At 70.6% G+C, this 13435-nt stretch carries 9 protein-coding genes; 6 read left to right on the forward strand and 3 right to left on the reverse strand.

Annotation, left to right across the window (positions count from 1 at the left end):
* The first annotated feature begins 62 nt into the window (after positions 1-62).
* Positions 63-662 (forward strand): DUF5134 domain-containing protein, encoded by a 600-nt coding sequence (locus ACN28F_RS31550; RefSeq protein WP_421361109.1) that lies wholly within the window; start codon positions 63-65, stop codon positions 660-662.
* A 110-nt stretch (positions 663-772) separates the two neighbouring features.
* On the opposite strand, the gene ACN28F_RS31555 is transcribed toward ACN28F_RS31550, so the two are convergent.
* Together ACN28F_RS31555 and ACN28F_RS31560 are read right to left on the reverse strand one after the other, a co-directional pair.
* Complete coding sequence (locus ACN28F_RS31555) at positions 773-952, reverse strand: DUF397 domain-containing protein (protein WP_421361111.1); 180 nt, start codon at positions 950-952, stop codon at positions 773-775.
* Entirely contained in the window at positions 949-1734 is a 786-nt protein-coding gene (locus tag ACN28F_RS31560; protein ID WP_421361113.1) for a helix-turn-helix domain-containing protein, read from the reverse strand. Before ACN28F_RS31560 ends, ACN28F_RS31555 begins: the two co-directional genes overlap by 4 nt.
* A 351-nt stretch (positions 1735-2085) precedes the next feature.
* Between ACN28F_RS31560 and ACN28F_RS31565 the strand changes: the two genes are divergently transcribed.
* Together ACN28F_RS31565 and ACN28F_RS31570 are read left to right on the forward strand one after the other, a co-directional pair.
* A complete protein-coding gene (locus tag ACN28F_RS31565; protein WP_421361114.1) occupies positions 2086-2550 on the forward strand; it encodes a hypothetical protein in 465 nt (154 codons plus the stop codon).
* Entirely contained in the window at positions 2543-2812 is a 270-nt protein-coding gene (locus ACN28F_RS31570) for a hypothetical protein (protein ID WP_421361116.1), read from the forward strand. Before ACN28F_RS31565 ends, ACN28F_RS31570 begins: the two co-directional genes overlap by 8 nt.
* A gap of 114 nt (positions 2813-2926) precedes the next feature.
* Here the strand turns inward: ACN28F_RS31570 and ACN28F_RS31575 are convergent, their stop codons facing one another.
* Complete coding sequence (locus tag ACN28F_RS31575) at positions 2927-3463, reverse strand: hypothetical protein (RefSeq protein WP_421361118.1); 537 nt, start codon at positions 3461-3463, stop codon at positions 2927-2929.
* 390 nt (positions 3464-3853) lie between these two features.
* On the opposite strand from ACN28F_RS31575, the gene ACN28F_RS31580 reads away from it, so the two are divergent.
* The 3 genes from ACN28F_RS31580 (at position 3854) to ACN28F_RS31590 (ending at position 13396) form a co-directional block, all read left to right on the forward strand.
* Positions 3854-7198, forward strand: coding sequence for a hypothetical protein (locus ACN28F_RS31580; protein ID WP_421361120.1), 3345 nt, complete (start codon positions 3854-3856; stop codon positions 7196-7198).
* On the forward strand, positions 7195-12144 hold the full coding sequence (locus ACN28F_RS31585) for a DEAD/DEAH box helicase (protein WP_421361121.1): 4950 nt from the start codon (positions 7195-7197) through the stop codon (positions 12142-12144). Before ACN28F_RS31580 ends, ACN28F_RS31585 begins: the two co-directional genes overlap by 4 nt.
* Positions 12145-12241: 97 nt before the next feature.
* Complete coding sequence (locus tag ACN28F_RS31590) at positions 12242-13396, forward strand: hypothetical protein (RefSeq protein WP_421361123.1); 1155 nt, start codon at positions 12242-12244, stop codon at positions 13394-13396.
* Positions 13397-13435: the final 39 nt, after the last annotated feature.

Here is a 13435-nt window from a genome sequence, read left to right on the forward strand (position 1 = left end):
GTGGGCCCTTCCCCTGATCAGCGCGTTGTTCGGCGGCGCGTCCTGTGGTACTAGCTAGAGTCGTGCTGGAGACGCCCTGGGTTCCCGTCCTGACGATCGTTTTTCTGCTGACCGGGCTCGTCTGCGTCGGTGACCTGGCAGTTCGTCGCCGTGGTGTGTCGCGCGAGCAGGCGTTTTCCGACGCGGAACTGATCGATATCAACCACGCCGTGATGAGCGCCGCGATGATCCTGATGGCCTGGCTGATGGTCGATGGCGTGTTCGCCTGGGCGCAGGTCGCCGTCTTCGGCATCCTCGCCTTCGCGTTGCTGCCCGCGTACCTGCGGGCGCGTGGCACCTCGGAGCGGGTCGACGTGCTGGGCCACGTCACGCAGAACGTGGTGATGATCTGGATGCTCGCGGCGATGCCGACCCTGATGTCGGAGATGGGGATCGGCGGTGGCTCCGGGCACGTGCACGGGGTAGCCGCGGCTGGGGCGACGCCCACGCCGACTCCGGCGTGGGCGGACCTGACGAACGTCGTCTTCGTGGTCCTGAGTGCGGCCGGGGCGCTGTGGTGGCTGTACCGTGCCGCGACGACGTCCAACCATCGACTGCATCTGCTGAGCTACGGCGTCATGAGCGCCGGCATGGCGACGATGCTGCTGCTGATGAACGTGTGAGATTGGCCGGCGGTACGGCGTCAGCCCCTGTCCGGCCCGCGTCGTGGGCCGGACAAGGGGCTACGGTGGCGCCGGTGGCCGGGCCGGTCAGTTGCCGGCTGGCCGGTGGTTCAGCGGTTGACGGTGATCTCGGCGAGGAACGACCGCCAGGCAGCCGGAGCGAAGGCGAGGGTGCCTCCGTCGCGGTCCTTGGTGTCCCGGACGAACACCCGACCCGGAACGTTCTCGGCCACCTCGACACAGCCGCTGGTGTCGCTGTGCGTGCTCTTGTGCCAACGTGCAGCCGTCATGTCCACTTCTCCGCCATCCTCATGATCACGTCGCGGCTCTGGTTTCCTGGCAGAGCGTACTCCCGCACAGCCTCCCAGGTCCGTTCGAGGTCTGCGGTGTCTTCGGATCCTTCAACGACGCGACCTTTGAGGTGGCCTTCCAGGTAGCCGACTGATCTGCCGTCGACTGTCGCGAGCGTGAAGGGGCCATCGAGTCCGAGATAGGCACCCGCGCTCGTCGGGACGATGTGCACCCGGATGCTGGGTGACTCACTTGCGGCGAGGATCGCGAGCAATTGTTCCCGCATGACCTCCGGCCCGCCGATCTCCCGATGGAGCATCCACTCGTCCATCACTGCGACGAGCTGGCAGGGGTCAGGTTTGCGGTGCAGAATTTCCTGCCGGGTGAGTCGCGTGCCGAGCGCGGCTTCCAGGTCTTCCTCCCTTGCGCCGTAGGCGGTGATGATGGTTTTCGCGTACGCCTCGGTTTGCAGTAGACCGGGGACTGCGAGTGGTTGGAAGACACGGAGCAAGCTGGCCTGCTGCTCGTGTTCGATGAACGGCCGTAACCAGACGGGGGCGTGTTCGCCGATGACGAACTCGCGGTAGAACTTCATGAAGGCGGTGCCGAACACCTTGTCGACCATGCCCAGGTAGTTGGGCAGAGCGGGGCGTTCGCCGCGCTCGATGGAGCCGACGTGCTTCGCGGAGAAGTGGACGCGCTCGCCCCACGACTCCTGGGTGAGGCCCATCGACTCGCGCACCCGCCGTAGCTCCGATATCAGATACTCGCTGCCGCTCACAACCCCTCGCATCCCTCGGTTTCCTCGTGCACACGTGGCAGAGGCGGCGCTGCAGGTGCCCCCGATAACGTGTGGTCGCCATTCATGTTCCTCCGCGAGTGCCGGGGTGTCCAGCATGGATTGCGACCCTGTGGATAACTTCAAGATCAAATCAATAATTGATCTTTGTGTTGCTATCAGATGGGCGCTACTAATCGCAAGTCTTTCGCATCCCTCAGTTTCCCTCGCGGTGGCTGGTGTTCCCGGCATCGGACTCCCGGCGTGCACGTGCTCGCCGATGCGGTTTCGCCGACCACGACTACGAGTCCAGGGTGGATGTCACGACTCATTGGCTATCCAAGGAGGATCTTGGTGGTGCACAGGAACGACGGGATCGGCGGGACGCCCCGGCTGGCCCGCTACACGTCGATCGGGACGCCACGGCGTACCGATGCGACCCCCAACCGGCCGCCGCTGCCGCGACGGACGCCGGGGGAGACGGACATCGGCCGTGACCCCCGTTTCCGGCTGACCGCCGCCCGCGCGGTCGACCCCGCTCTGACCGGCGCGATCGACGCCGCGCTCGACCCCGGCGACACCGTGGTGGCGCAGGCGGTGTGCCGGGCGCGGATCGACATCGCCGAACACCTGCCGTCGGCGCGGTTCGGGGAATGCCGCACCTGTGACGTCGCCGCGCCGTGCCGGCCGATGCTGCGGTCGCTGGTCATCCTCGACCGCTGGGACCCGGGCAAGGCTCAGCGGGTGCGGGCGGTGCTGCAGCTGTCCGGGCTGATGTCGGACGGCCACCCACACGGGGAGGACGACGACGATGTCTGATCAGCCGCTGCGGATCGGTGAGACACTGCACCTGGGCAAAGCCGACTGGGTGTACGGCGACTGTTCGATGCGGGTACGGGTCTCCGACATCCGCTACGGCCACGACAGCGACGAGTCGCCGGTGATCGGCATCATCGCCACGATCGTCGGCGGTGGACGCGACGGCCGGATGGTGGCGATCGCGATCTACAAACAGGCGCTGACCCGGCCCGGGGTGCGGGAATCGGCGCGTGCCGTCAACGGCACCGACCCGTACCAGTGAATGGTGCAGCGTGCGGGCCGGCGCGGCAGCTACCAGCGAAGGTGGCTGCCGCGCCTGTCGCGTACTTGCGCCAGCGTCGCCTTGGAGCGACAGCGGACTGAACTGGGTCCGGTGTCAGCTCGCGGGCTCGAAGTGGCCAGGGTTGTGGTTGAAACCGGGCTGCACGGTGACCAGGTCCAGGGGGCCGTCGGCGGAGAAGCCAACGGTGAACTTGGTGCTGCGACCGGGTAGGACGGGCTGTTCATTGGTGCCGAACTGCGACTCTTCGTCGAAGATCCGCTCGGCTTCCTGATTGCCAGAAGCCGCAGTGATCATGAGGAAGGAGTCGACCGGAGTTTCGCTGTTGTTCGCGATGCTGACCTCCAGCGAGTACGCCTCGCCGTAGATGTGGCCTGACGCGTACTCCGAAGGGTTAACTGGTGTTGGCACGCCGACGGTGACTTCGACCCCGTCTGACCAGGTGATGGCTTGACCGAACGCCGCCATCAGGAGTTCCTCGGTGTCCTCCGGCTGGCTTTCGGTCTTCGATTCCGGCGCTTCCGCGGCGGCGGGCTCGCCGACTGTCGCCACTTCGGTCGCCGGACCGCAGGCTGCGGCGGCTCCGACAGTGATGGAGATGGCGATCGCGCCGATGAGGCGACGGTAGGACATGCGGGGGGCCTTTCGGGTCGACGGTCTGGGTGAGAATGGCCGGACGTGACCGCTTCTCATCCGAAATGGGCTGATGCTCGATGATCATAGGTTGAGGCGGCGGCGGCCAATGACGGCCACAGCGTCGATAACTGAGGGGCGTTCGGGTGGCTGATGGGTCGACCGGTCGGTCAAGTTGCGATACGGGCGGTCCATCGCGAGACGGCGCTGCTGTGCGTGGCCACCACGGACGTGATCCACCTGTGCGAGGTGTGATGGGATTGTCAGCCCGGCGGCGCTGACCGAACGGACACGGTCAGGTTCCGGAGGGACCTGTTTCCTTGAGTTGCTGCCGATACATCTGCATAGTCGCGATACGGCCCAGATCGTCTATTCGTCAGGGGGACCGTGGTGCGGGCGTCCGACTATCTCCACGATCGGGAGCGTGAGTGGGCGCCCGCGCTGCGCGCGGTGTCGCTGGTCGCCGAGATCGCGGTGCCCGAGCTTGAAGCCCGCCGAGCGGTCAGTGCGCTGGGAAAACTGTACGGCGCCGGCAGCGAGTATGAGCAGCGTCAATACCTGTACTACCGCTACCCGGCCTGCCTGCTGGTCGGCCTCAGCGGGATCGGTGCGTCCCGCTACGAGCAGGGCAACTACTGGGGTGCCGTGCGGGACCACACCCGCCGCCAGGTCGACGAGACCGCCTGGGGCGCGGCGTTCCGGGCCAACCTGGACCAGTTCGGCCTGGCCCGATTCCCCGGCCTGCCGCAGATCAACGTCGGTGAAATCCTCATGCACGGCGGGATTCCCGCCTACTGCCTGGGTGACCTGCTGAACCTGCTGCTGCAACGACAGTCCCGCGAACCCGGCACCACCGTCGCCGACTTTTTCGCCTGGGCGTTGACACCCGGCCGGGAATCGCGACTGAACACCCTCGACATGCCGGTGCGGCGGCTGCTGCAGCATGGCGGCGAATACGCCGAAGACCTCGTCGACCGCTGCATCGACCTGCTGGACCGGTTCCGTGCGCCGTCGTTCACCGCCGACGGGCTCGGCCTGCCGCCGCACCTGATCGACCAGGCCCGCCGCTGCGTCGACGACGGGCAGCTCGACTGGGCCGGCACCGCGACCCGCACCGGCCCCGCCGCCGGGGGCACCGGCGGGGCGGCGGCGACCCCCCGACCGTACGTGGAGCTGGAGCCGTACGGCCGGGGCCTGCTGGTGCGGCTGCCGGCGGTGCCCGACGCACCCGGCGGCCGGGTCGAATGGCGGGTCCGGGCCGGCGAGGACGTCCACACGATTATCAGCCGATCCCGGATCCCCGGTGACGTCGACACCGCGCCACCGGCCGTCGCGACGATCTCCCGGCCGGTGCGGCAGGTAACCGTCGAACTCGCCGCGATCGAGCGGGAGTTCGAACTCGACCTGATCGACCCCCGCGAACCGATGCTGATCTTCACCGACGAAGGCCGACGGGTGCCGCTGACCTCCAGCCTGCCGCCGGAGCCGGTCTGGATCCTGCACGCGGCGCACGACGGCAACAACCAGCCGGTCACGCTGCACATCGACCGGGCCGCCGCCGCTTCCACTGGCGCAGCTGGTGCCGGCCCGGCGGCCGACGACGACCTGCCGGTGCCGTACGGCTGGTTCGGCTGGACCCTGCGCCGAGTCGACCTGGCGCAGGTCACCGGGCTGCGGCTCGCCGACGGACCGGCCCGGCGGGTCGGCACCGCCCGGCGGGCCCAGCTGCGCCTCAGCCCGCCGCTGCCCGACGTGACCAGCGTCGCCGGCACCCCCGTGTACGGTGCCGCGCCGCGATTGTTCCTGCCGACCGAGGCCGGCGTGGTCACCGAATGGTCGATCCGGGTCCGCCGGCCCGGCGGCGCCGAACTGCTCCCCGCCACCAGTGTGCGGATCACCGGCGACACCGTCACCGACCCGTGGCAGCAGCTGCCCCGGCCACTCGTCGGCAGCTACGAGATCACCGTCCGGGGCCCCCTCGGCCGGGGCCTGTCACGCACCATCGACCTCGCCGAAGGGCTGACCGTCGCCGGCCACCCGGTGTGGCGGGAGCTGCGGCCCGACGGACTCGCGCCGGCGACGGTACGGCTCAGCGCGGCCGCGTCGGCGCTGCGGGTCGACCCGCCGCTGACCCGGCTCGACCCGACCCAGACCAGCGCCGACGTGCAGCTCACCGCCGCCGGACACACCACGACGGTACGGGTCACCCCGCCGCACATGTCCGTCCAGTGGGTCAGCGCCGGCCGCACCACCCCGTGGACGCTGCAGCCGCTGCGCCTGGACACCGAAACCGTCGGCGACGGCGAACTGCTGGTCCGGCTGCCGGCGGCAGTCGACGCCGACCTCGTTGTCACCAGCGGCGGCCAGCAACGGCAGACCGTCGCCTCCCGCGCCACCTACGGCCAGCCGCTCGCCCGGTTCCCGCTCGCCGCGATCGCCGACACCGTCCGGGTCTGCGGCTCCGCCCAGCTCGCGGTCCGCCTGGGCGGCCAACAGTTCCCGGTCGCCCGCTGCCTGCCCCGACAACTCGCCGGCACCGTCCACCTCAAAGACGACCAGCTGGCCCTCGACGACGCCAGCCCGGTCAACGGACTGACCGCCGGCGTCTACCAGGTGCTGGCCCCGTGGCGGCCACCGCACGTCACCCCGATCGGCGCAGACCTGGCCAGCGAGCCGCTGCCCGCCGACCTGACCCGGGCCGGGCCGCTCGCGGTGCTGCTGCGCGTCGACGACCCGTGGCTGCCCGAACCCTGGCCGGACTGGCCCGGACAGGACAACAGTTTCACCGTCGACGGCGACTGGGACCCGCCGCTGCCCGACACCCCCGACACGGCGCTGTCGCGTCACCTGGCCGGGCTGACCGACCTGCCGGACCGCCCCGACATCGCCCCGCTGATCCTCCCGCTGTACCGCCGCGCCGAGGACCTGCGCCGCCACGGCGTCACCGTCGCCGTCCGCGACACCGCCGCCGTGCTGCGCCGACACCCGGTCGCCGCCCTGACCGCGTTGACCCGCACCCGGTCACCCGCAGCCGAACTGGTGGCCCCGCTGGTGCACTCCGGACTGGTGGCGCTGCCGCCGTTGGCCTACCTCGGCACCGCCGACGAGGCGAGGCTGTGGCAGACCAGCCCACTCGCGGCGCTGCTGGCCACCACGTACCGGCTCGGGGTCACCGCGGCCGGCGACGACCTGCACGAACGGGCGGCGACGGCGTGCGGCGACGTGCTCGACAAGCTTCTGGCCGGCGAGCCCGACCCGCACCGGGCGGCCGGCCGGTTCGACCAGGCCGCGCAAATGCTCGCCCGGCTGCCGGCCGAGCAGCGCGACGAGCTGTGGCGGGCGATGCGCATCGTCCCCGGTGGACTCCTCGATGTCGACGAACGGGTCGCCGCCGCCCGGCGACTGTTCGACGTGCGCGACCGGCCCGGCGTGGCCCGGGTCGCCGCCGCCGGCCCCGACCTGCTGCGCACCCTGCGGCCCGCGCTGGCCGCCGCCGGCGGCCCGGTCGTCGACGCGGCCGTCGGAGCCCGACAACGCGGCCCCGGCTGGCCGGACCTGCCGGCGCTGTCGCTGGCGTTCGCCTTCACCGCCCGGCTGGTCGCCCGCGACCGGCTGCCGGCGAACCTGCTGACCCGGACCACCCCGCACCACGCGACCCTGGCCCGGCACGCCCCCGACCTGACCACCATCGACATCTTCCTCGCCGAACTCACCCTCACCGGAGACGCCGAATGATCCTGGATCCCCTGGCCACCAGCGACGACATCGTCGCCACCTATCAGCGGTACCTACGCAGCCTGGTCGAGCCGAGAGATCCCCGGCTCGCCGCCGCACTGGACACCGCGATCGCCGACGCGATCAGCCGGGAGATCACCAAAGGGCCGCTGCTGGAAGCCACCCCGCCGTACCGCACCGGACGCACCCCGCGTCAGCTCATCGACGCCGGGGCGCTGCACCCGGGCATCGCCGCGCTCGGCGCCGGCCTGGCCCTGGACCGGCCGCTGTACCGGCACCAGGAACGGGCGATCGGCAAGGTGCGGGCCGGGCGCAACGTCGTCGTCGCTACCGGCACCGGGTCGGGCAAGACCGAAAGCTTCCTCCTGCCGATCCTGGACCGGCTGATGGCGCAGCGGGCCGCCGGCACCCTCGGCCCCGGTGTCCGGGCGCTGCTGCTCTACCCGATGAACGCCCTCGCCAACGACCAGATGAAGCGGCTGCGCACCCTGCTCGCCGGAGCCCCCGACATCACCTTCGGCCGCTACACCGGCGAAACCAGGCACACGCAGCGCGAGGCCGCCGAGGTCTTCGCCCAACAGCACCCCGGCGAGCAGCGGCTACCCAACGAACTGCTCAGCCGCGAACAGATGCAGGCCACGCCACCGCATCTGCTGCTGACCAACTACGCCATGCTGGAATACCTGCTGCTGCGGCCACTGGACATGGACCTGTTCGAAGGCGACCACGCCGGCCACTGGCAGTTCATCGTCGTCGACGAAGCCCACGTCTACGACGGGGCGCGCGGCGCCGAGCTGGCGATGCTGCTGCGTCGGCTCGTCGACCGGGTCGGCCGAGGTCGGTCGGTGCAGTGCATCGCCACCAGCGCCACCGTCGGCGGCGACCTGGCGGCGGTCGCCGCCTTCGCCAGCTCCCTGTTCCCGGTTCCGTTCCAGCATGACCCGGCCGACGCCGCGTCGCAGGACGTCATCACCGCCGAACGGGTCGAGGTGCCGGCCGGGCCGGAATGGGGTCCGCTTCCCGCCGCCGCGTACCGGCAGCTGCGCGAGGCCCCGTCGCCGGCAGCGGCCCTGCTGGAGCGCGCCCGCCGCGACGGCGTGCCAGCTGTCGTGGACGCCGCCGCTGCGGTGCTGGAGCAGGAGCAGCGGGTACGCCGGCTCAAGCGGCTGCTCTCCCACGGGCCGATGCCGCTGCGTGAGGTCGCCCGGGCGCTGTTCCCCGACGACGCCGACCAGACGGCCGTCACCGACCTCGTCGCACTCGCCAACGCCATCCACGACAGCACCGGCACCCCGGTGCTGTCCGCCCGCTACCACCTGTTCGCCCGCGCCACCGAAGGTGCCTTCGCCTGCCTCGGCGCGAACGGCCCGCACGTGAGCCTCACCCGGCACGAACGCTGCACCAGCTGCGGCGACGCCGCCTTCGAGATCGGCACCTGCCGTCGGTGCGGCACCGAACACCTGGCCGGCACTGTCGAACGGGTCGGCAGCACCGCCGTCTTCCGGTCCCGCCGCTCCCGCGACGAACAACAGACCTGGCTGGCCCTCGTCGACGCGGTGACCACCGACGAGGATGAGGAGACCCTGCAGACCAACAGCGTCGCCAAGACCAGCGAAACCGGTGCGCTCTGCGCCCGCTGCGGGGTGTTCCAGGTCGGACCGCCCGGCAACTGTCCACAGTGCCCCAACAGTCCGATGCGGGCGGTGCGGTTCGTGCGGCAGAACGCCGAAGCACTCACCTCCTGCGTCGGCTGTGGCGGACGCGGCGACGGACTCATCCGGTTGTTCGCCAGCGGCAACGAAGCCTCCGCCTCGGTGCTCGCCACCGCCCTCTACCAGCGGCTGCCGCAGGCCACCGACGCGGCGCAGCAGGCCCTGCCCGGTGGCGGTCGCAAAGTGCTGCTGTTCAGCGACAGCCGCCAGTCGGCGGCCTACTTCGCCCCGTACCTGGAAGACTCCTACCAGCGGGTGCAGCGACGCCGCCTGCTGCGCGAAGGCGCACTCGCCGCCACCGCCCGTGGCGACGCCGAGATCCGGCTCGACGACGTCGTCCACGACACGGCCCGCGCCGCCGACAAGTACGGCATCTTCCAACGCCGCGACTCCGCCCAGGCCCGCCGCCGGCAGGTCGCCCTCTGGGCGCAGACCGAGATTGTCGGCGTCGACGAACGCAACTCACTCGAAGGGCGTGGCCTGCTCGCCTGGGGCATGTCCCGCGACCCCGCCTGGCGGGCACCCCAACCGCTGATCAGCCTCGGCCTGACCGAGGTGGAAGTGTGGGCGCTGCTCGACGAACTGCTGCGCTCCGTACGGCTGCAGGGAGCCGTCGCCACCCCCGACGGCGTCGACCCGCGCGACGAGGCGTTCGCCCCCCGCGTCGGGCCGATCTACCTGCGGGGCAGCGGCTCCGACTCCCGCCGCAAGGTGCTGAGCTGGCTGCCGACGAAAGGCACCAACCGGCGGGTCGACTACCTGCGGCGGGTCCTCGCCCGCCTCGGTGTCACCGCCGACCCGCACCAGCTGCTCGACGGCATCTGGCGGCTGCTGACCGTCGGGCCGATGAGCGAACTGCTGCGCTCCAGCCTCGAACCCGGCATCGGGCAGGTCTACCAGCTCGACCACGAACTCGTCACCTGCACGGTCCCCGGCGACGACCACCCGGTCTGGCAGTGCGGCACCTGCCGGCGGATCACCCCGTACACGGTACGAGGGGTCTGCCCGACCATGAAGTGCGTCGGTGAACTGGCCCGCTGGGTGCCGCCGCCGGCCGACGTCGACCACGACCACTACCGGTCGGTGTACCGGGCGATGAACCCGGTGCCGATGCGGGTGCTCGAGCACACCGCTCAGTGGACCAGCGAACGGGCCGCGTCCATCCAGCAGGAGTTCGTCCGGGGCGAGGTCAACGCGTTGTCCTGCTCCACCACGTTCGAGCTCGGTGTCGACGTCGGCGAACTGCAGGCCGTCATGCTGCGCAACATGCCACCCACCACCGCCAACTACGTGCAGCGGGCCGGACGGGCCGGTCGGCGCACCGACTCGGCGGCCCTGGTGCTGACCTACGCGCAGCGCCGGTCACATGACCTGTCCCGGTTTGCCGAACCGGACCGGATGATCGCCGGTGAGGTCCGGGCACCGTACGTGCCGCTGACCAACGTCCGGATCGACCGCCGGCACGCCCACTCGGTGGCCCTGGCCGCGTTCTTCCGGCACCACTTCCGCACCTACGGCACCATCTGGCGTACGGCGGGGGAGTTCCTGCTCGCCAACGACGACGGCGTCGCGCCGGTGACGTTGGTCGCCGGCTTCCTCGACCCGGTGCCGGCGGAGATCGTCGAATCGCTGCACCGGGTCCTGCCGGCCGAAGTCCGCGACGAGATCGGCGTCGCCTCCGGCGACTGGGTCACCCACCTGGTCGGCCTGCTGGAGTCGGTCCGCGCCGAACTGCAGAACGACGTCGACATCTACGAGGAGAAACGGGCCGAGGCGTTCGCCGCCCGCAAGGACGACAGCGCCGCCCGGTTCGGCCGGGTCATGAAGACCATCACCGGCCGGGAACTGCTCGGCCTGCTCGCCAACCGCAACGTCCTGCCCAAGTACGGCTTCCCGGTCGACACCGTCGAACTGCGGCTCACCTTCGCCGACGACCAGATGTCCCGCCAACTGGAGCTGTCCCGGGACCTGTCGTCGGCGATCTACGAGTACGCCCCCGGTGCCGAGGTGGTCGCCGGTGGACAGACCTGGCAGTCGGCCGGGGTGTACCGGCTGCCCGGCCGGGACCTGGAACGGCGCCACTACGCCGTCTGCGCCGGCTGCGGCCACTACCGGGACTCGATCGAGCGGCTCGACCCGCAGTGCCCGGCCTGCGGCGCGCCGGCCACCGGCGTCCCCCGGCAGTACGCGGTGCCGGTGTTCGGGTTCGTCGCCGACCGGTCCGGGGGCCGCCGGCCCAGCACCGCGCCCCGGCGAACCTGGCACGGCGCCACCCACGTGGTCTCCACCGGTGCCGAGATCTTCGAGGACAAGGTCGACCTGCCGGGCGGCTCCGTTACGGTCCGGGCCGGCTCCCGTGGCGAACTGATCGCCATCAGCGACGGTGCCGGCGGAGCCGGTTACCTCATCTGCGACCGGTGCGGATTCGCCCAGTCCAACACCAGCAAAAAGCAGCGCCAGCACTCCAGCCCGCTCACCGGCCGGGACTGCCCGGGCCGGTTGGAACTGCTGTCGCTGGCCCACAAGTACCAGACCGACGTGCTCGACCTCAGTGTCGACAGCGGCGCGCTGGGCGGTATCGACGACAACGGTTGGCGGTCGCTCGCGTACGCGGTCGTTGAAGGGGCAGTGCAGGCGCTGGAGATCTCCCGCGACGACATCGACGCCACGGTGTACCGGACCGAAGCCAACCGCAGCGTGATCATGCTGTACGACACCGTGCCGGGCGGTGCCGGGCACGTGCAACGGATCGCGGCGCGGGTACGTGACGTCCTCGACGAGGCGCTGCGGCGGGTCCGCGACTGCGAATGCGGGGTGGAAACCAGCTGCTACCGGTGTCTGCGGGTGTTCCGCAACGACCGCTACCACGAGCACCTGCGTCGCGGTGTCGCCGCCGACGTGCTGGGTCGGCTGCTCGGCCGAGACGATCAGACCACTGTCGGGGCGCTGCGGGTCACCCTCGCCGAACACACGGCCGCGGTCGGCGCCGACCGCAGGTTCCTGATCGACGACGTACCCGGTGAGGTGTTCGAACCGGTGACACCCGGCCAGCTCGACCTCTACGAGGGACGGATCGTCTTCGCCCGACAGGCCGGTGCGGCGGCGGTCGGCCGACTCTGGTTGCGCCGCGACGGCGAGAACGGCGACGTCGTTGGCGCCGGGGTCGAGCCGCTGGCCGGCGAACCGTTGGACGGCCTCGACGACCTGACCCTCATCGGCGTCGCGCTGCTCTGACCAGGCCCGCCGCCGTACGCGTGTCGCCGCATGCCATCACCAGATGTCGCCTAACGTGGTTTTTAGGTGACGACTGGTGGCGAAGAAGGTGAATCTCGTGTCAACTGGGGCATGGTGGACGGCGGAAGACGTCGCCAACGTGGAGAAGGACCTGGCCCGGCATCCCAAATCCGGCCTGTGGAGCTACACCAGTCCGGCGGAGATGGCCCACTGGGTCTTCGCCGATCCGGCGCTGCCGGCCGTCGGGGAGTTGGCGGCACCGAGCATGGAACCACTCGGTGTCGATCTTGACCGGTCGGCACACGCCGCGTGGGCCCTCACCGGCTGGTACATCCGGATGACCGTGCCGAAGCCGGCCGAGACCGACGGCAAGCTGTGGTTCCTGAACCAGCGACGGATACGGGGGCGGTCGCTGCTGCGGGTGACCCTCGGCCGGCTGGAAACACTGTGGCTGTACGAGGACGGCGACGGGATCAACTTCCACTTGGACAAGGTCGCCGTCGATGCGGCTTTCGAGGCGGGCGTCATCGACGAGGACGCCTGGGTCACCCGGGTCGCCGAGCGTGAGGACGACCCGTACGACACCCTGCGGGGCGAGAAGATTGGCTGTGTGTGCGACACCGTCGACGACGCGCTGTGGGCCCTGCGGCAGCCACTGGTCCTCGCTGCGGCGCGGCTGCTCAACGTCAAGTGTCTGGCCGTCGGCGGCTTCTCGTTCCAGCGACTGCACCGGCCGGAGCGGCTGGCCCGAGCCTGGTCCGCCGCACAGGCGCACTTCGACTCCCCGCCACTGCGGTCAGAGCCGGAGCCGGCGTTCGACCGTCCGTACCGGTCTCCGATCGTGGACCCGGCGGCGCTGACCGGCACCCGGGCCTTCGACAAGCACGCGTACGCGGCCGGGTGCGACGAGCACGACCGGCTCAGCCGCTGGCTGATCGACACTCTGGCCGCCACCGGTGCGTCGGTGGGCACCGGGCTGGCCGGAGTGCCGGTGGACCTGGCCTGGCAGGACGCTGACGGCCGGCAGTACATCGCCGAGGTCAAGAGCCTCGTCGGTGCTGGTCCGGAGGATCAGTTGCGGCTCGGTCTCGGGCAGGTGCTCGAGTACCGGCACCGGCTGGCCCTGCTCGGCCGGGTGGTCACCCCGATCCTGCTGACCTCGGCCCCGGTCGACGAGGTGTGGCGCGACATCTGCCGGGACAACGGCGTGACCCTGCTCGTCGACGGTGATCCATTGCCTTCCGGTTGTTGATCCACTGCGCTTCACCAACTCGACACGCCGGTGGTCAAT

Source organism: Solwaraspora sp. WMMA2101, from assembly GCF_049179175.1.
In the GTDB taxonomy this organism is placed as follows: Bacteria; Actinomycetota; Actinomycetes; order Mycobacteriales; family Micromonosporaceae; genus Micromonospora_E.

Excerpts from the sequence above, each read along its gene's own strand:
- ACN28F_RS31585 (WP_421361121.1), top strand. The coding sequence starts at position 7,195 with ATGATCCTGGATCCCCTGGCCACCAGCGACGACATCGTCGCCACCTAT.
- ACN28F_RS31575 (WP_421361118.1), bottom strand. The coding sequence starts at position 3,463 with ATGTCCTACCGTCGCCTCATCGGCGCGATCGCCATCTCCATCACTGTC.
- ACN28F_RS31570 (WP_421361116.1), top strand. The coding sequence starts at position 2,543 with ATGTCTGATCAGCCGCTGCGGATCGGTGAGACACTGCACCTGGGCAAA.
- ACN28F_RS31555 (WP_421361111.1), bottom strand. The coding sequence starts at position 952 with ATGACGGCTGCACGTTGGCACAAGAGCACGCACAGCGACACCAGCGGC.